This is a genomic window from Achromobacter sp. ACM03 (assembly GCF_014851665.1).
Lineage (GTDB): Bacteria > Pseudomonadota > Gammaproteobacteria > Burkholderiales > Burkholderiaceae_B > Achromobacter > Achromobacter aegrifaciens.
Genome location: NZ_JACVAD010000002.1, coordinates 1103725 through 1120203 on the forward strand (window position 1 = coordinate 1103725; position 16479 = coordinate 1120203).

The following is a 16479-nucleotide window of genomic DNA, read 5'->3' on the forward strand; positions in this document are numbered from 1 at the left end:
ACAATCAGAAGTTGGGATGGAGGGCGCGCGGCGTGTCCTCGATGCGGACGGGCGCATCGATCCAGCGGTTCAATTCGGAGGGCGCCAGGCCGTCCACCAGGGCGAGCGGCACAAAGGCCCCGCCGCGCACGTCGAAGATGCCGATGTCTGCATAGACGCGTCCGACCACGCCCGCGCCGGTCAGGGGCAGGGCGCAGCGGCCGCGAAGGCGCGGCGCGCCCTCGCGGGTCAAGGCTTCCATCATGACCCAGACGTTGCGCGCGCCCACGGCCAGGTCCATGGCCCCGCCCACGGACGGCATGGGATCGTCCACGCCCAGCGACCAGTTGGCTAGGTCGCCCTGGCAGGAGACCTCAAACGCACCCAGCACCGTGATGTCGATGTGGCCGCCGCGCATGATGGAAAAGGAATAGACATGATCGAAGATGGCCGCGCCTTCGGTGAGGGCGATCGACTGCTTGCTGGCGTTGATGAGATCGCCGTCGGCGGTCTCGTGGTCTTGCAGCAGGCGCATGCCGAGGATGCCATTCTCGCTGTGCAGCTGCACGCCGCGCGCGGGGTCGAGGCGGTCGGTGACCATGGTGGGCATGCCTATGCCCAGGTTGACCACGGCGCCGGCGGGCAGGTCGGCGGCCACCAAGGCGGCCAGTTGCTCGCGTGACAGTCGTTTCATTGCGGACTCCCCAACAGGCGGTGCACGAACAGGCTGGGCGTGACGATGGCGTCGGGATCGAGCGCGCCGCAGGGCAGGATCTCTTCGACCTCGACAATGGTGTGGCGGGCCGCCATGCACATGACGGGACCGAAGTTGCGCTGTGCGCGGCGATAGACCAGATTGCCCGACTGATCAGCCCGATGGGCGCGGATGAAGGCGTAGTCCGCGCGCAGGGGCTCTTCCAGCACGTAGCCGCGGCCGCCGAATACGCGGGTTTCGCGGCCCTCGGCCAGCGGCGTGCCATAGCCCGTGGGCGAGTAGAACGGCCCCATGCCCGCTCCACCCGCACGGATGCGTTCAACCAAGGTGCCTTGGGGCATGACCTCCACGGCCAGGCTGCCCGCTTGCGCCCGCTCGCGGATTACGTCATTGCCCGGCATGCGCGGATAGGAGCACACGATGCGGCTGACGCGTCCCGAGGCCACCAGGGCCAGGAAGCTGGCTTCGCCCGCGCCGGCATTGTTGTTGATCAGGGTCAGGTTATCCACGCCTTGCTTGGCCAGCAGGCCGGCAAGCAGGCGCGCGGGAATGCCCGAGCCGCCGAAGCCACCGACGAAGATCACGGCGCCGGATTCGATGCCGCGCAGCGCTTCTTCCACGCTTGCACAAGTCTTGTCTTTCATTGTTCCTCCTTGGCCCAGGCTGCGCGGCCCTGGGCGCACAGGCCGCCGGCCTGATGGCAGGCCAAGGCCATGCCATCAGGCTGACGCCATAGCGATACCGCCACGTCCAGGCCGGGATAGGCCGGCGCCATGAAGCGCAGGTCCAGTTCGCCCAGCCGCAGGCCGGGCAGCTGGCCCAGGCAGGCTTCCAGGGCGCGGTTGACCATGCCCAGCAGCGCCGCGCCGTGCAGGATGGGGCGGTCATAGCCCGCCCGCCGGGCGCTGGCCGGATCAACGTGCAGCGGATTGCGGTCCGCGTTCAGGCGGTACAGCGCGCCTTGGTTGCGGCTGGTGGGCAGGACGATGATGCTGTCCGGCGGCGTCGCGGGAGGCGCGGGGATCGGAGCGGCCAGCGCGTCGCTGAGCGCGGCGTCGCCGCCCGAGTAGCCGCCGTCGCCGCGACAGATGTTCAGTTGCTCGATGACGGCGAATTCCTGTCCGGTGGCCGCGTCGCACAGCGTGCGCCGCGTCACGACGAAGGCGCCGGGACTCTTGTCGGCGATGCGCGCGACTTCCATCTGGCACAGAACCTCGCCGTGCGGCGGCAGGCGCCGCGGGAAGCGCATGCGCTGTTCGCCATGCACGACCTGGCTCCAGTCCAGGCCGTGGCGCGGATCGCGCATCCAGAAGCCGGGATAGGCCAGCACGCAGGCCATGGCGGGCAGGGCGCGCAGGCCCTGTTCGTAGATGAACCGGGTTTCGTCGCCGACAGGGTCGTCTACGGCCAGGCCCGCGCCCACGCCCAGGGCATAGAGGATGCAGTCGTCCTCGCCGTAGGCCTGGCGTTCCGGCGCGAAGGCATGGGCCTTCAGGCTGCGGTAGTCCAACGCCATGGGAGCCTCAGACCGGATCCCAGGCGAATACCTGGGCGGAGGTGTCCAGCGGCATGAAGGAGGCGCGCAGCGCGGCCATGCCGTGTTCGGCAATGCTCTCGGTGGTCCAGCCGTCCGAGCGATGCACCGAGCGTATCGGGCGCGACTGGCTCATCAGGAAAATCTCGTTCAGACGGATGGCAAATACTTGTCCGGAGACATCGGCGGACGCATCGGAGGCCAGGTAGCAGATCAGCGGCGCGATGGTTTCGGGTCCCATGCGGCGGATTTTCTCGACGTGGCGCGCCTGTTCCTCGGTCTTGGCCGGGATGGTTTCGGTCATGCGGCTCCAGGCCAGCGGGGCGATGCAGTTCGAGCGTACGTTGAAGGCGGCCATGTCCAGCGCCATGGCCTTGGACAGGCCGACGATGCCGAGCTTGGCCGCGCAATAGTTGGCCTGGCCGCGGTTGCCGATGACCGCCGAGTTGGAGGTCATGTTGATCAGGCTGCCACTGCCCTGCTCGCGGAAGTGCCGCGCAGCGGCATGGCTGAGGTTGAAGCAGCCGTAAAGATGCACCTTGACCACGGCGTCGAAATCCTCGGGCGTGAGCTTGTGGAACATCTTGTCGCGCACGATGCCGGCGTTGTTCACCACCGCGTCCACGCGGCCATAGGTGTCCGCGGCGGCCTCGATGATGCGCTGCGCGCTGGCGTACTCGGCCACCGATTCGCCATTGGCGATGGCCTCGCCGCCGGCGGCGCGGATCTCTTCCACGACCTGCGCCGCCGTGCTCTGCGAGGCGCTGGTGCCGTCCAGCGATACATTCAGGTCATTGACCACCACCCGCGCGCCCTGCGCGGCCAGCGCCACCGCCGCGGCGCGGCCGATGCCGTTGGCCGCGCCGGTGACGACCACTACTTTTCCTTCCAGCATGTCGAATCTCCTTCAGTCCATCCAATTGGTCAGCACGGTGGTGGCCTGGGCGCTCAACACCCCGCCATTGCCGTGCACGAGCGCCGTGCGCGCCTGTTTAACTTGCCGTTCGCCGCATTCGCCGCGCAGCTGGCGCACCGCTTCCACCAGGCCGAACATGCTGTACATGCCGGGATGCACGCAGGACAGCCCGCCGCCGTTGGTATTGACAGGCAGCTCGCCGCCGGGAGCGATGCGTCCTCCGGACACGAAGGCGCCGCCTTCGCCCTTGGCGCAGAACCCCATGTCTTCCAGGAACAGGATGGGATTGATGGTGAAGGCGTCGTAGAGCTGCACCAGGTCGATGTCGGCCAGCGCCACGCCGGCGCGTTCGCGCGCCAGGTCGGCGCTTTGGCCGGCGACGGTGCGTGTCAGGTCCGCCATGCAGGCGATCTGCCGGTGCGAGTGCGCCATGGCCGTGCCTTGCACATACACCGGCCGGGCGGCATCGGCGCGGTCCGCCGCCGTCACCACGATGGCGCCCGCGCCGTCGGTCACCAGACAGCAGTCGCGCGCGGTCAGCGGCGAGGAGATCACGCGCGCGCCCAGCACATCGTCGATGGACAAGGGTTCGCGCTTATAGGCTTCCGGGTTCAGCCGCGCCCAGGCGCGCGCGGCCACGGCGACCTCGGCCAGTTGCTCGCGGGTGGTGCCGTATTCATGCATGTGGCGGCGCGTCGCCAGCGCGTAGCTCGTCGGAGGGTTGAAGGGCTGGAACGGTTCCTCGTAGGGAAACGGGTCCAGCCGCGCGCGGGCGCCGGAGGTCGCCGAGACGCCGTTGCCGCCGCGCGGGGCGGCGCCGTATGCGATCACGATGTTGCGGCACAGGCCGGCCTGGATCGCCGCCGCGGCGGTCAGCAGGTGGCCGACGAAGGACGCGCCGCCGATCTGGGTGCTGTCCATGAAGCGCGGGTACAGGCCCAGGTACTCGGAAAGTTTGTTCAGCCACATCGACGAAGACAGGCTGGCGCTCATCAGGCCGTCGATGTCCTCCATGCGCAAACCCGCGTCGCGCACGGCGGCGTGCACGGCCAGCGAGGTGATCTCCAGGTCGTTCAGACCGCCCGCGTCGCCGATGCCGGCGGTGGCGCAGCCGGTGATGGCGATGGCGCCGCGCAGGTTCTTGTTCCAGTCCGTCATGGCGCTTCCTTGCCGAATACCACGCGGGCGCGCTGCGGGTCGGGTCGGGCCGTCAACCGCATGCCGATGCGCGGCTCGCCTTCGTCCAGCAGCGTGGACATCATGCGGAAGCCTTCGTCCATATCAGCCAGGATCACGTTGCGCGCGGGCGCCTGCGGCGTGGCCGGAATCTCGGAATAGGAATAGAGCGTGGCGCCGGCGCGCATGGGCCGCCAGGCGTATTCCTGCGAGCGGCAGTGGGTGCAGTGCGTGCGCGGGAAGAAGAACGAGAGCCCGCAGCTGCGGCACACCTGGACCTCCAGGCGTCCCGCGCGCAGCGCCTCGGCAAAATAGGCCTCCGGCGACAGTGAGCCGATGCGGACCTCACTCATCCTTGACTCCGGCCTGGCTGATGACGGCCTGCCATTTGTCCATCTCGTCGCTGACGAACTTCTGGTACTGGACCAGATCCATGTCGCCGGGCTCGGACCCGGTGGAGCGGATGTAGTCCTGCGTGGCCGGCTGCATCACCGACTTTCGGATTTCGCTGTTCAGCGTCTGCACGATGTCGGCGGGCGTGCCGGCCGGAGCATAGACGCCCACCCAGGTGCTGAGGTCGAAACCCTTGTAGCCCAGCTCGTTGAGAGTGGGTACGTCCGGGTAGCGCGGTTGGCGCTGCGCCGAGGCGATGGCCAGGGGCACGATCTTGCCAGACTGCAGATAGGCGTTGGCGGTCACGGACTCGGCCATGCCGAAGGGCACCTGGCCCGACACCAGATCGGTCATCGCCGGACCCGCGCCGCGATAGGACACGTGCATCAGCGGCAGGCCGCTCTGCGCGCGCAGCAGTTCGCCCACGATGTGCGGCGCGCCGCCGGCGCCGGCCGTGCCATAGGGCACCGAGGCCTGCTTCTGCGCATAGGCCTTGAAGTCGGCGAAAGTCTTGATCCCTTGGTTGGCGTTGACCAGCAGGAAGTTGGGGCTGACGGCCAGCAACGCTACGGGAGCGAAGTCCTTGCGGGCGTTGTAGGGCAGCTTCTTCATCGCAGGGTTGATCACGTGGCTGGTCGCACCCACCAGGATGGTGTAGCCGTCCGGCTTCTGTCGCGACACGTACTCGGTGGCGATCTGGCCGGTTGCGCCCGGCTTGTTCTCGACCACGAAGGGCTTGCCCAGGCGGGTCTGCAGATCGGCCGCGATGCGGCGCGTCAGGATGTCGGTCATGCCGCCCGGGGCATAGGCCACCACCAGGGTGACGGGCTTGGCCGGATAGGTGTCGGCGGCGGCAATGGCGGGAAGGGCGGCCAGCAGCGTCAGCAGCTGCTTCAGGCCAGGCTTGAGTTTCATGTCGGAGGTCTCCTCGTCCTGCGGGCTGGTTTGCCCTGCTTGGTTATGGCGTCGAGGTGACCTTCCGGATGGCGCGTAGGGCGGTGTGCCTCGACGCGCTAATGATGGAAGCGGCCCATCATGCAAACAATTGATTAATTGTCATGAAGGCATTCAAGAAAGAGATGAATGGCCGGCGGCAGCGGGCTGCCCCTGCTCTGCAAGATGGGCTTCGAAAGCAGCGAGAAATGCGGCAGCGGCGCGCGACAGCCGGTAGTCGGCACGGCGCAGGACGGACAGTTCGTGCAGCGCCTGGGGCCGGTCGGCGATGCACAGCGCCTTCAGCCCCATTTCCTGGCAGACATGGCGCACGTAGCCTGGCATGACCGTGATGCCCATGCCGCCGCGGATCATGGCAAAGGCGGTGGTCAGGCTGCCGGTCTGGGCCACGCTGCGCACCGTCAGCCCCTGGTCCCGCAGGATCTGGTCCATCTTGCGGCGCACGGTGTAGGTGCCGCGCAGCAGGATGTGCGGGTAGCGCGCCAGTTCGCGCCAACGCGCCTCTTCGTGCAGCGCCAGCGGGTGGTTGGCCGGCACCACGGCATACATGGGGCCGCGGTAGACGACGCGGCAGTCCAGCCGCGGATCCTGGCTTTCCAGCGCCACCAGCCCCAGATCGGCCTTGCCGTGCAGGACATGCTCGGTGGCCTCGTCGCCGGTGAGCTCGTGCAGGTCGAAGACGATGTTGGGATGACGCGCATGGAATTGCGCCACCACGGGCGCGATCAGCGTGTGCATCATGATGGGCGAGGCCGCGACGGAGACCTCGCCGCGCTCCAGCCCGGCCAGGCTGCTCAGGCTGCGTTCGGCCGCGCGCAGCGATCCGAAGGTTTCCTGCGCGTAGGCATACAGCTCGGCCGCGCCCTCCAGCAGCTCGACGCCGCGCGCGGAGCGCTCGAACAGCGCCATGCCTATCGTCTTCTCCAGTTCGGAGCAGAGCTTGCTGACGGTGGACTGCGTCAGGTTGAGCGCCTCGGCGGCGCGGGTGAAGTTCTTCAACTCGTACACGGCGCAGAAGGCCCGGAGCTGGCGCAGCGTGATACCCATGGTGCGACTCCCGCAAGAGGCGGCTATCGTACCCAAGCCGCCCGTGCTTCGGTATTTATTCCATTCCAGACTTATTTCATGAAAATTACTCGTTTGTTGTGATGAAACCTCGCCCTTAGCATCGTTGCCATAACCCTAGCTGGAGTTTCCATGACCGCGCCTGTTCCCGCCTTTTCCCATGCCCTCGTGACCCGCGACGAGCGCGGCGTCTATACCCTGCAGATCCACGACGCCAAGAGCTTGAACATCCTGGCCTCGGCGGTCACGTTGAGCCTGACCGAGGCTGCCCGTTGGATCGCGGCCCAGGACGATGCCCGCGCGGTCGTCATCCGCGGCTCGGGCGAGCGCGCCTTCGTGGGCGGCGCCAACATCTATGAAATGGCCGAACTCGACCCGCAGGGCGCGCGCGAGTTCATCACCCGGCTGCGCGACCTGTGCGACGCCGTGGCCGCGATTCCGGTGCCCACCATCGCCCGCATTCCGGGCTTCTGCCTGGGCGCCGGCATGGAGCTGGCCGCGGCCTGCGACATCCGCCTGGGCTCGGCGGACGCGGTTTTCGGCATGCCCGAGGTGCGCGTGGGCATTCCGTCCGTGATCCACGCCGTGCTGCTGCCGGCCATCATCGGTCCCGGCCCCACCAACTGGCTGCTGCTGACCGGCGAGACCGTGGACGCGACCCAGGCCCGGCAGTGGGGCTTCCTGGAATTCGTCAGCGAGACCGGCGCGCTGGACGCCCTGGTCGAGCGCACCGTGGCGCCCATCGCCGAAAGCGGTCCGATCGCCGTGCGTTCGCAGAAGGCCCTGCTGCGCTACTGGAGCGAGTCGACTGTCGAGGCCGGCCTGGATCGCAGCGTGGCGGCGTTCGGCGAGGCCTTCACCACCGACGAGCCGCGCCGCTACATGGCGCCCTTCGTCAATCGCAAGAAGCAGCAGGAGGCCAAGTAATGGCCGGTCCGCTCGCGGGCGTGCGCGTCATCGACCTGACGTCGGTGGCCATGGGGCCGTACGGCACGCAGATCCTCGCCGACATGGGCGCGGATGTCATCAAGGTCGAGGCGCCCGAAGGCGACGTGTTCCGCACCTCGGCTCCGGCCGCGAGTCCGGGCATGGGGCCGGCTTACCTGAACCTCAACCGCAACAAGTACAGCGTGACGCTGGATGCCAAGACGCCGGCCGATCGCGAAAGCCTGCTGCGCCTGATCGATGGCGCGGACGTGTTCGTGTCCAACGTGCGTCCGGCGGCCCTGGCGCGCCTGGGCCTGGACGCGGACACGCTGCGCGCGCGCAACCCGCGCCTGATCCATTGCTCGGCCGTGGGCTTCGGCCAGGACGGCCCCTATGCGGCGCGTCCGGCCTTCGATGACATCATCCAGGCCATGAGCGGCCTGGCCGATTTGCAGGGGCGCAACAGCGGCGCGCCGGCCTATGTGAACACCATCCTTGCGGACAAGGTGGCGGGCCTGACGCTGGCCTACGCCATACCCATGGCGCTGTACGAGCGCGAGCGTTCGGGTCAGGGGCAGGCGGTTGAGGTCCCCATGTTCGAGACCCTGGTCTCCTTCACGTTGATCGAACACATGAGCGGCCACAGCTTCGTGCCGCCGCGGGGACCCATGGGCTACAGCCGCGTGCTGTCGCCGCAGCGGCGTCCCTACCGTACTCGCGACGGCTACCTGGCGCTGCTGCCCTACACCGACGCGCAGTGGCGGCGCTTCTTCGCCCTGGCCGAACGTGCGGACCTGGCGGCGGACGCGCGCTATGTCGACGCAAGCGCGCGCGCGCGGCACTTCGACGAGCTCTATCAGGACCTGGCGGACATCGTCGCCTTGCGTGGTACCGAGGAATGGCTGGCGCTGCTGGCGGACGCGGACATTCCGCACTCGCGGGTGAACACGCCGGAAGCCCTGTTCGAGGATCCGCACCTGAAGGCGACGGGCTTCTTCCAGCGCGTGGAACATCCGACCGAAGGGCCGCTGGTGGCCGCCGGCATCCCGGTGCGCTTCTCGCGCACGCCGGGCGAGATCAGGCGCCAGGCGCCGCGCCAGGATGCCGATCGCGATATGCTCGAGCCTGCGCGCTGAGGCCGGCATGGCCGGCGGCGCCTGGCGGCGACTTCGACCATGAACATCACTCTCAAGCAATTGCGCGTGTTTTGCGCGCTATACGAACTGCGCAGTTTCACGGCGGCCGCGCGCGCAGCCTTCGTGACGCAATCGGCCGTCAGCAAGCTCTGCGCCGAACTTGAGGCCGAGGTCGGCCAGCCGCTGTTCGAGCGCTCCACCCGCAGCGTCACGCCCTGCGACGGCGCGGCGGATTTCTACGCCTATGCCCAGGAAATCCTGGGCACCGTGCGCGCCGCCGAGCGCAGCATGTCGGGCCTGCGCACGCTGGAGCGCGGCACGGTGGGCGTGGCCACTTCGCCGCTGATGATGGTTGGCCTGCTGGGCGAGGTGGTGGCCGACTATCACCGCGCCCATCCCAGCGTGAAGCTGGATTTGTTCGAACTTTCCACCGACGACACCATCGAGCACGTGCGCAACGGCCACGCCGACTTCGGCATCGTCTCGGTCGAGATCCCTTCGGAAGAACTGGCCACCCGGGTCATCTATCGCGACACCATGTACGCGGTGTGCGCGCCGCGCCATGCGTTGACGCGCAAGCGTTCGGTGTCATGGGCCGACGTGGCCGCCCATGATCACATCATGCTACGCAACGTGTATAGCGTGCGGCGCAGCCTGGACCGCGTGGCGGCCGACCTGAACCTGGAATTCCGCTACCGCATCGAGGCCGGCATGCTGACCTCGGCGTTGAAGCTGGTCGGTGCGGGCCTGGGGATAACGGTCGTGCCCGGTTATGCCTGCGATCTGGCGCGGCAGTTGGGCCTGCGCATCCTCGCCATAGACGGCGCTCGCAAGCACGGGCACGAACTCTGGCTCATCCAGCGCCGCAACGCGCGGCTGTCGCTGGCGGCTTCAGCCTTCCTGCAGGCGACCGAGGAATATCTGCGGCAGCGCCAGGCTTCAGAGAATTAATCCTGGTTTGGAATAAGTCTATGAAAATTAGTCCCTTGTTGGGATAAACGGGTCGCAAGCATCATACGGTCAGAGTTCAAGAGGCCGACCCGCGGCCCCTCACAGGAGACAAGCATGATCCGACCGTTCGGCGTCCGCCGCCGCCTGCTGGCCGCTGGCAGCCTCACCGTCCTGACCGCGCTGGCTGGCGCACTGCCGTCCGTGGCATTGGCGCAGGGCGCCTATCCTGACAAGCCCATCACCATCGTCGTGCCGTTCTCTCCGGGCAGCGCCACCGACACCAGCGCGCGCATCATTGCCGAGAAGCTCGGCCCGCGCCTGAACGTGCCTGTCGTCATCGAGAACAAGCCCGGCGCGTCCGGCACCATCGGCGCCTCGTTCGTCGCGCGCGCGCAGCCCGACGGCTACACGCTGATCCTCACCAGCAGTTCGACGCACTCGGCCACGCCGGCGTTGTTCCGCAAGCTGCCGTTCGATCCCACCGGCGACTTCACCCACGTCGTGCGCATCGCCACCATTCCGATGATGCTGGTGGTGCGCGAGGACGCGCCCTACAAGTCGCTGCAGGAACTGGTCAAGGCCACGCAGGCCAAGCCCCTGAACTACGCGTATGGCTCGCCCACCAGCCAGATCGCCGGCGCCACCTTCAACACGGTGGCGGGCGCCGCGGCCAACGGCGTGCCGTACAAGAGCCAGCCGCCGGCCGTGACCGACCTGCTGGGCGGCCACGTCGACTACCTGTTCGCCGACCTCTCTGTCGTGACCTCGTTCATGCAGGCCGGCAAGCTGCGTGGCCTGGCCTACACGGGCCATGAACGCGCCAAGGAGTTCCCCAGCGTGCCGACGCTGGCCGAGCTGGGCTACCAGAAGTTCGACCTGGTCGTGTGGGTCGGCGTGGCCGTGCCGGCCAGGACGCCCGACGCCATCGTGCAGAAACTGAACCAGGAAGTCGCCGCCATCCTGCGCGAGCCGGACGTGCTGCAGCGCTTCGAATCCCTGGGCATGCAGGTCTCGCCCAACAGCGTGGCTGAACACCAGGCCTTCGCGCAGTCGCAGCGCCAGGTCTGGACCCAGCGCGCGATCGACGCGAAGATCGAACCGCAGTGATCGAACCGCAATAAACGGCTGGAAACGAACAGGGCGTCCGACGGGCGCCTTTTTTTATGAGACGGGGTGACCGCTCCTTGGCCGCGCCCCGTGCCGGCCGCCGCCAAAACGAATAAAGTGCCAGACAGCGTCCGCCCGATCGCGGCGGGCAATCATCAAGACACGGAGACAACATGGATACGGCAGGCAAGGGCGCCAGCGTGCGCGAACAGGTCAGCGCGACGGAATGGGAGGTCCGCAAGGATCTGGCGGCGCTATACCGTTTGGTGGCGCTGTTCGGCTGGGACGATCTGATCTTCACCCACATCACGGCCAAGGTGCCGGGGACCGAACATTTCCTGATCAACCCCTACGGCATGATGTTCGACGAAATCACGGCATCGAGCCTGGTCAAGATCGATCTGGACGGGCGCAAGGTGATGGAGTCGGAGTACGACATCAATCCAGCCGGCTTCACCATCCATAGCTGTATCCACGCGGCTCGCAAGGACGCGATGTGCGTGCTGCATACGCACTCCATCAACGGCGTGGCGGTGTCGGCGCAGAAGGCCGGCCTGCTGCCGCTGTCGCAGTTCGCGTTCATCGTGCTGCGTTCGCTCAGCTACCACGACTACGAAGGCCTGGCGCTCAATCCCGAGGAACAGCCTCGCCTGGTGCGGGACCTGGGCAGCAACAGCTATCTCATCCTGCGCAACCATGGCCTGTTGACCGTGGGGCAGAGCATGGCCGAAGCGTTCCAGGCCATGCACCGGCTGGAGGCCGCCTGCATGGTGCAGGTGCGGGCCCAGGCCGGTGGCGAACTGACCTACATCCCGCCTGACATCCTGAAGAACGCCACGGTGGAATCGCAGGCCGACCGCGCGCACAAGGCCATGCTGGCCTGGCCGGGACTGCTGCGCCGCCTGGACCGCCGCAACCCGGGCTACGCGGAGTAGCCGCCGGGCGCGGGCCTCAATGGCTTGAGGCCCGCTGACACGGATCAGTACTTGCCCATGTAATCGCGCTTGCCGATTTCCACGCCGTTGTGGCGCAGGAGGTCGTAGGCCGTGGTCACATGGAAGAAGAACTGCGGCAGCCCATAGTGCAGCAGATAGGCGCTGCCGCTCAGTTTCTTTTCCTTGGGCGTGCCGGGGCGCAGCACGATTTCGCGCGCTTCGCTCTGCGCGAACTGTTCGGGGCCGAACGAAGCCAGGTGCTCCAGCGTCTTGGCGATCAAGGCTTGCAGGCCCGCGAAGGTGGCTTCGCTATCCGGCCACGAAGGCACTTCCGCGCCAGCCAGGCGCGAGGCGATGCCCTTTGCAAAATCCGCGGCGATCTGCACCTGGCGCGACAGCGGGAACATATCGGGGAACAGGCGGGCGCCCAGGTAGGCGTCCGGATCGATGTTCTTTTCCGTGGCGTGGGCTTCCGCTTTCTTCAGCACGTCGGACAGGGCCGACAGCATTTGCGTCAGGACGGGAACGGAGGCGCTGTGCATGAAATTGCTCATATCGTGTCTCGCTTGAGAGTGGCGCCGGCGCGGAAGGCGCCGGGCAGGCCTGCGAAGACTACCAGTTGCCGGCGTCGTCATCCGTAATGCATGTTCGCCCTTGCGTCATCATGACATCATGATGTTATGATGATTTCATGCAAAACGACACCGAATACGCTCCTCTTTATGCCCGGGTGGAAATGGCCCTGGCTGCGGAAATCTCGTCCGGCAGCCTGTCGCCTGGCGACCGGTTGCCGACGGAAGATCAACTGATCGAGCGCTTCGCCGTCAGCCGCAGCACGGTGCGCAAGGCGGTGGAAAACCTGGTTGCGCGCGGGCTGGTGGAAATCCGGCGCGGCAAAGGCACGTTCGTCACGGAGCCCAAGCTGATGCAGCCGCTGACGGCCCTGAGCGGTTTCGTCGAGGACATGACCGCGCTCGGCCGCCGGGCGACCGCGCGCCTGCTGGACAAGCGCCCGGTGCCGGCCACGGAAGACGTCGCCCGCCAACTGGGCGTGGCGCGCGGCGCGCTGGTCTATCGGATCGAGCGAGTGCGGCTGGCGGACGGCGTGGCCATGTCGTTTGATGAAACCTATCTGCCGCTGGACGTGGGCGAAAAAGTCGCCAGCAACGACCTGGAGGCCGAGCCGATCTTCGACCTGCTGGAGCTGCGCTACGACTTGCCTCTGATCGAGGCCGAGTACCAGCTGGAAGCGGTGACGGCGGACGAACGCGTCGCGCAGGCGCTGGGCGTCGCTACGGGAAGCCCGATCTTCCTCATCGAGCGCACGTCCTACACCGAGCGGCAGCGGCCCGTCGACTACGAAAAGCTGTACTACCGCGGCGACCTGATCCGCTTCAGTACCCGCCTGGCGCGCCAGCCACGCAAGCCGACCTGAAGCGGCGGCCATGGAGACCTCGACGATCTTCTGGCTGTTCGCCGCCGCCTTCGGCGCCAGCGCGCTGGGCGGGGTGCTGGGGATGGCCAGCGGCATCTTCATCGTGCCCATCCTGACGCTGCTGTTCGGCGTGGACATCCATGTCGCCATCGGGGCCAGCATCATCTCGGTGATCGCCTGTTCCTGCGGCAGCGCCGCGCCTTTCCTGAAAGGGCGGCTGACCAACGTCAGGCTTGCCATCGTCCTGGAGACGGCCACCACGTTGGGGGCGCTGACCGGCGTGTTCCTCATCGGCATCGTCTCGACCGGATTTCTCTACGGCCTGTTCGCAGTGATCCTGGCGCTGTCCGCGCAGCAGATGCTGGCGCGCCGGCGCGAGGCCGTGGCGATTGCGCCCGGCGCCGCCAGCTGGGCCACCGCGTTGCACCTGCACGCAAGCTTCCCCGACCGCGCGCTGGGCCGGGAGGTGCACTATCAGGTGGACCGCGTGCCGCTGGGCTTGTCGCTGATGTATGGCGCGGGGCTGATTTCGGCCTTGCTCGGAATAGGCTCGGGCGTGCTCAAGATTCCGGCCATGGATGCCGCGCTGAAGCTGCCCATCAAGGTCTCGTCGGCGACGTCCAATTTCATGATCGGCGTGACCGCCGCCGCCAGCGCGGGCGCCTATTTCGTGCGCGGCGACATCGACATAGGCATCGCCGGACCGGTCGCGCTGGGTTCGGTCGCGGGCGCTTTGCTCGGCGCCCGCCTGCTGATGGGCCTGCCGGCGGACAAGCTGCGGCTGTTCTTCGTGATCGTGCTGTCCCTGCTGGCGGTGCAGATGCTGCTGAGCGCGTTGGGCGTGCATATCCCGGGAGGCCCGGCATGACGCAGACGGTGGACAAACAGGCGCGGCGCGACCGCGCCATCGCCGGCTTGCTGTGGTACGGAACCTGGCTCGCCTCGGCCCTCATCGCCGCCGGCATGGCTGTGGATTTCCTGTTGCCCGCGCATGGCGGCCTGCGGGACCTTGGACTCGTCAAGGTCGGGGTGGCCCTGTTCATCCTGCTGCCAGTGGCGCGGGTGGCGCTGATGCTGGCCATTTTCCTGCGCGAGCGCGACTACGCCTACACGGCGATTTCCGCGCTGGTCCTGCTCATCATCGCCGCAGGCGTGGTGTCCGGACTGCGGTGAGGCCGCCGGCTTTCCTATAATCGGAGCGCGGTGCGATGGCGCATCGTCGCATACTCTCCCCAGGACTTTTCATGCTTGCCGTTACCAGCCAGGATGTCTACGTGAACACCAGCCAGGGCCGCCTTTTCGCGCGGCGCTGGGATCCCGCCGGTGAGACCGCTGCCGCAGCGCCCATCGTGCTGTTCCATGATTCGCTGGGTTGCGTGGAGCTGTGGCGCGATTTCCCTGAACAACTGGCGCAGGCCACCGGGCGCAGCGTCATCGCCTATGACCGCCTGGGCTTTGGCCGCTCCGATCCCAATACCGCCGTGTTCGAACCCGGCTTTGTGGAAGAAGAAGCGCAGGGCGGATTCCGCAGCCTGCGCGCAGCGCTGGGCATCGGCCCCTACGTGGGGTTCGGCCATAGCGTGGGCGGTGGCATGGCTGTCTGCTGCGCCGGCGTGTATGCCGACGATTGCCGGGCGCTGATCACCGAGTCCGCACAGATGTTTGCCGAAGACCGCACACTGGAAGGCATACGGGCCGCCAAGCAGAATTTCGCAGAACCCGGCCAGCTGGACCGGCTGAAGAAGTATCACGGCGAGAAAGCCGAATGGGTGCTGGGCGCGTGGATCAACACCTGGCTGTCGCCCGAGTTTGCCGCCTGGAACCTGGACGAGCAATTGCGCCAGGTGCGTTGCCCCGTGCTTGCCCTGCATGGCGAAATCGACGAATACGGTTCCCCCAAACACCAGGAAAAGATCGCGGCGCTGGCCGGCGGCCGCCCTGTGCTGCTGGAGAACTGCGGGCATGTGCCGCACCGCGAACAAAGCCGCATCGTGCTGGATGTGGTGAGCGAGTGGTTGAGGGCGGTGCCGTAACCAATCGGGTGCGCACGTACACAGTCCGCGCTTAGAATCGGACTAGCCCTTTCGCGCCGCCGCGCTCGCTTTCTTGAGGTCCCCGATCCGATGTCTGACCGTCAGCCCCTATCCCAAGCCGTCCACAATACGACGACCCGCCACGCGATTTTCATCGTGGCCACCCTCAACGAAGGCGCCGCCGCCGCCGAAACCGTGCGTGGCTGGTGCGCCGATGTCGCCGCCGTTGTCCGCACGGTGGGCACGCGCGCGCCCGAGCAGAATCTTTCCTGTGTCACCGCCTTCGGCTCCACGGCCTGGGACACGCTTTTCGGCGCGCCGCGTCCCGCCGCGCTGCACCCTTTCCGCGAGTTCGGTTCCGGCGAGCGCCTGGCCATGGCGACGCCGGGCGACCTGCTGCTGCACATCCGCGCGGACTCGATGGATTTCTGCTTCGAACTGGCCACCTTGTTGCTGGGCGGATTGGGCGATGCCGTGACGGTCGTGGATGAGGTCCATGGCTTTCGCTACTTCGACCGCCGCGCCATCATCGGCTTCGTCGACGGGACCGAGAATCCGGAAGGGCAGGAAGCATTCGACTTCACCGTCATCGGCGACGAGGACGCCGAGTTCGCCGGCGGCAGCTACGTGCTGGTGCAGAAGTACCTGCACGACATGAAGGCCTGGAACGCGCTGACGGTCGAAGGCCAGGAAGGGGTCATCGGCCGCCACAAGTGGTCCAACGTGGAACTCGACGACGACATCAAGCCCTCGTCCTCGCACAGCGCCCTGACGACCATCGAGGAAAACGGCCAGGAACTGAAGATCCTGCGCGACAACATGCCGTTCGGCCGGCCGGGATCCGGGGAATTCGGCACGTACTTCATCGGCTACGCGCGTTCGCCGCGTCCCATCGAGCTGATGCTGGAGAACATGTTCGTCGGACGTCCGCCCGGCAATTACGACCGCCTGCTCGACTTCAGCCACGCGGTCACGGGCGGCCTGTTCTTCGTGCCGTCGTCCGAGTTGCTGGAAGCGCTTGCCGAGCGCAGCCCGGCGGCCTGTGCGGACGCGGGCGAGCCCGCGGCGCAGGCGTTGGCGTCGGCGGGCAAGGCGGGCTGAGGCACAGCCACGAGCGGCCTTGGCCGCTACCGGGTAGCCGGAATTTCTGGCGCGGCCGCGACGATGGCCGCGCCAGTTTTCATTTTGACGCGCCATTCGACAAGCTACCCGGCCGGCTGGGC

Annotated in this window: 19 protein-coding genes; 10 read left to right on the top strand and 9 right to left on the bottom strand. The window is 67.2% G+C overall.

Annotated features, from left to right (window positions below):
• Positions 1-4: 4 nt before the first annotated feature.
• The 8 genes from IB257_RS13210 to IB257_RS13245 form a co-directional block, all read right to left on the bottom strand.
• Entirely contained in the window at positions 5-673 is a 669-nt protein-coding gene (locus IB257_RS13210) for a CoA-transferase (protein WP_192492410.1), read from the bottom strand.
• Complete coding sequence (locus tag IB257_RS13215; RefSeq protein ID WP_192492411.1) at positions 670-1338, bottom strand: 3-oxoacid CoA-transferase subunit A; 669 nt, start codon at positions 1336-1338, stop codon at positions 670-672. The genes IB257_RS13210 and IB257_RS13215 overlap by 4 nt, the downstream gene beginning before the upstream one ends.
• On the bottom strand, positions 1335-2210 hold the full coding sequence (locus IB257_RS13220; protein ID WP_192352697.1) for a MaoC/PaaZ C-terminal domain-containing protein: 876 nt from the start codon (positions 2208-2210) through the stop codon (positions 1335-1337). Before IB257_RS13220 ends, IB257_RS13215 begins: the two co-directional genes overlap by 4 nt.
• A gap of 7 nt (positions 2211-2217) precedes the next feature.
• Positions 2218-3123 carry an SDR family NAD(P)-dependent oxidoreductase gene (locus IB257_RS13225; RefSeq protein WP_192352696.1) on the bottom strand — a complete coding sequence of 302 codons (906 nt, stop codon included), beginning with the start codon at positions 3121-3123 and terminating at the stop codon, positions 2218-2220.
• Positions 3124-3135: 12 nt separating this feature from the next.
• Entirely contained in the window at positions 3136-4302 is a 1167-nt protein-coding gene (locus IB257_RS13230; RefSeq protein ID WP_192353979.1) for an acetyl-CoA acetyltransferase, read from the bottom strand.
• Positions 4299-4673: a Zn-ribbon domain-containing OB-fold protein gene (locus tag IB257_RS13235; RefSeq protein ID WP_013396006.1), complete on the bottom strand. Its 375-nt coding sequence runs from the start codon at positions 4671-4673 to the stop codon at positions 4299-4301. Before IB257_RS13235 ends, IB257_RS13230 begins: the two co-directional genes overlap by 4 nt.
• Positions 4666-5628 (bottom strand): tripartite tricarboxylate transporter substrate binding protein, encoded by a 963-nt coding sequence (locus tag IB257_RS13240; RefSeq protein ID WP_192492412.1) that lies wholly within the window; start codon positions 5626-5628, stop codon positions 4666-4668. The genes IB257_RS13235 and IB257_RS13240 overlap by 8 nt, the downstream gene beginning before the upstream one ends.
• 153 nt (positions 5629-5781) lie before the next feature.
• A complete protein-coding gene (locus IB257_RS13245; RefSeq protein ID WP_192353981.1) occupies positions 5782-6714 on the bottom strand; it encodes a LysR family transcriptional regulator in 933 nt (310 codons plus the stop codon).
• Between the two features lie 150 nt (positions 6715-6864).
• Here IB257_RS13245 and IB257_RS13250 point away from each other — a divergent pair, with 150 nt between their 5' ends.
• From IB257_RS13250 to IB257_RS13270, 5 genes are all read left to right on the top strand, one after another.
• A complete protein-coding gene (locus tag IB257_RS13250) occupies positions 6865-7659 on the top strand; it encodes an enoyl-CoA hydratase (protein ID WP_175212523.1) in 795 nt (264 codons plus the stop codon).
• A complete protein-coding gene (locus IB257_RS13255) occupies positions 7659-8795 on the top strand; it encodes a CaiB/BaiF CoA-transferase family protein (protein ID WP_175212522.1) in 1137 nt (378 codons plus the stop codon). The genes IB257_RS13250 and IB257_RS13255 overlap by 1 nt, the downstream gene beginning before the upstream one ends.
• Before the next feature lie 39 nt (positions 8796-8834).
• Positions 8835-9746: a LysR family transcriptional regulator gene (locus tag IB257_RS13260; protein WP_192492413.1), complete on the top strand. Its 912-nt coding sequence runs from the start codon at positions 8835-8837 to the stop codon at positions 9744-9746.
• A 114-nt stretch (positions 9747-9860) separates the two neighbouring features.
• Positions 9861-10853 carry a tripartite tricarboxylate transporter substrate binding protein gene (locus IB257_RS13265; protein WP_192492414.1) on the top strand — a complete coding sequence of 331 codons (993 nt, stop codon included), beginning with the start codon at positions 9861-9863 and terminating at the stop codon, positions 10851-10853.
• 173 nt (positions 10854-11026) lie between these two features.
• Positions 11027-11788 carry a class II aldolase/adducin family protein gene (locus tag IB257_RS13270; protein WP_054451747.1) on the top strand — a complete coding sequence of 254 codons (762 nt, stop codon included), beginning with the start codon at positions 11027-11029 and terminating at the stop codon, positions 11786-11788.
• 44 nt (positions 11789-11832) lie between these two features.
• Here IB257_RS13270 and IB257_RS13275 read toward each other — a convergent pair whose 3' ends face one another.
• Entirely contained in the window at positions 11833-12342 is a 510-nt protein-coding gene (locus IB257_RS13275; RefSeq protein WP_054451745.1) for a DUF1993 family protein, read from the bottom strand.
• Between the two features lie 137 nt (positions 12343-12479).
• Here IB257_RS13275 and IB257_RS13280 point away from each other — a divergent pair, with 137 nt between their 5' ends.
• The 5 genes from IB257_RS13280 (at position 12480) to IB257_RS13300 (ending at position 16357) form a co-directional block, all read left to right on the top strand.
• A complete protein-coding gene (locus tag IB257_RS13280) occupies positions 12480-13223 on the top strand; it encodes a GntR family transcriptional regulator (protein ID WP_192492415.1) in 744 nt (247 codons plus the stop codon).
• Between the two features lie 10 nt (positions 13224-13233).
• Positions 13234-14091, top strand: a complete 858-nt coding sequence (locus IB257_RS13285) for a sulfite exporter TauE/SafE family protein (RefSeq protein WP_192492416.1) — start codon at positions 13234-13236, stop codon at positions 14089-14091.
• Positions 14088-14396: a DUF1634 domain-containing protein gene (locus IB257_RS13290; RefSeq protein ID WP_054451740.1), complete on the top strand. Its 309-nt coding sequence runs from the start codon at positions 14088-14090 to the stop codon at positions 14394-14396. The genes IB257_RS13285 and IB257_RS13290 overlap by 4 nt, the downstream gene beginning before the upstream one ends.
• Positions 14397-14467: 71 nt before the next feature.
• On the top strand, positions 14468-15256 hold the full coding sequence (locus IB257_RS13295; protein ID WP_054451738.1) for an alpha/beta fold hydrolase: 789 nt from the start codon (positions 14468-14470) through the stop codon (positions 15254-15256).
• 90 nt (positions 15257-15346) lie between these two features.
• Positions 15347-16357: a Dyp-type peroxidase gene (locus IB257_RS13300; protein WP_054451736.1), complete on the top strand. Its 1011-nt coding sequence runs from the start codon at positions 15347-15349 to the stop codon at positions 16355-16357.
• Positions 16358-16479 lie beyond the last annotated feature (122 nt).

Excerpts from the sequence above, each read along its gene's own strand:
- IB257_RS13250 (WP_175212523.1), top strand. The coding sequence starts at position 6,865 with ATGACCGCGCCTGTTCCCGCCTTTTCCCATGCCCTCGTGACCCGCGAC.
- IB257_RS13270 (WP_054451747.1), top strand. The coding sequence starts at position 11,027 with ATGGATACGGCAGGCAAGGGCGCCAGCGTGCGCGAACAGGTCAGCGCG.
- IB257_RS13290 (WP_054451740.1), top strand. The coding sequence starts at position 14,088 with ATGACGCAGACGGTGGACAAACAGGCGCGGCGCGACCGCGCCATCGCC.
- IB257_RS13275 (WP_054451745.1), bottom strand. The coding sequence starts at position 12,342 with ATGAGCAATTTCATGCACAGCGCCTCCGTTCCCGTCCTGACGCAAATG.
- IB257_RS13215 (WP_192492411.1), bottom strand. The coding sequence starts at position 1,338 with ATGAAAGACAAGACTTGTGCAAGCGTGGAAGAAGCGCTGCGCGGCATC.
- IB257_RS13285 (WP_192492416.1), top strand. The coding sequence starts at position 13,234 with ATGGAGACCTCGACGATCTTCTGGCTGTTCGCCGCCGCCTTCGGCGCC.
- IB257_RS13295 (WP_054451738.1), top strand. The coding sequence starts at position 14,468 with ATGCTTGCCGTTACCAGCCAGGATGTCTACGTGAACACCAGCCAGGGC.
- IB257_RS13210 (WP_192492410.1), bottom strand. The coding sequence starts at position 673 with ATGAAACGACTGTCACGCGAGCAACTGGCCGCCTTGGTGGCCGCCGAC.
- IB257_RS13235 (WP_013396006.1), bottom strand. The coding sequence starts at position 4,673 with ATGAGTGAGGTCCGCATCGGCTCACTGTCGCCGGAGGCCTATTTTGCC.
- IB257_RS13240 (WP_192492412.1), bottom strand. The coding sequence starts at position 5,628 with ATGAAACTCAAGCCTGGCCTGAAGCAGCTGCTGACGCTGCTGGCCGCC.
- IB257_RS13265 (WP_192492414.1), top strand. The coding sequence starts at position 9,861 with ATGATCCGACCGTTCGGCGTCCGCCGCCGCCTGCTGGCCGCTGGCAGC.
- IB257_RS13255 (WP_175212522.1), top strand. The coding sequence starts at position 7,659 with ATGGCCGGTCCGCTCGCGGGCGTGCGCGTCATCGACCTGACGTCGGTG.
- IB257_RS13260 (WP_192492413.1), top strand. The coding sequence starts at position 8,835 with ATGAACATCACTCTCAAGCAATTGCGCGTGTTTTGCGCGCTATACGAA.
- IB257_RS13300 (WP_054451736.1), top strand. The coding sequence starts at position 15,347 with ATGTCTGACCGTCAGCCCCTATCCCAAGCCGTCCACAATACGACGACC.
- IB257_RS13225 (WP_192352696.1), bottom strand. The coding sequence starts at position 3,123 with ATGCTGGAAGGAAAAGTAGTGGTCGTCACCGGCGCGGCCAACGGCATC.
- IB257_RS13280 (WP_192492415.1), top strand. The coding sequence starts at position 12,480 with ATGCAAAACGACACCGAATACGCTCCTCTTTATGCCCGGGTGGAAATG.
- IB257_RS13230 (WP_192353979.1), bottom strand. The coding sequence starts at position 4,302 with ATGACGGACTGGAACAAGAACCTGCGCGGCGCCATCGCCATCACCGGC.
- IB257_RS13245 (WP_192353981.1), bottom strand. The coding sequence starts at position 6,714 with ATGGGTATCACGCTGCGCCAGCTCCGGGCCTTCTGCGCCGTGTACGAG.
- IB257_RS13220 (WP_192352697.1), bottom strand. The coding sequence starts at position 2,210 with ATGGCGTTGGACTACCGCAGCCTGAAGGCCCATGCCTTCGCGCCGGAA.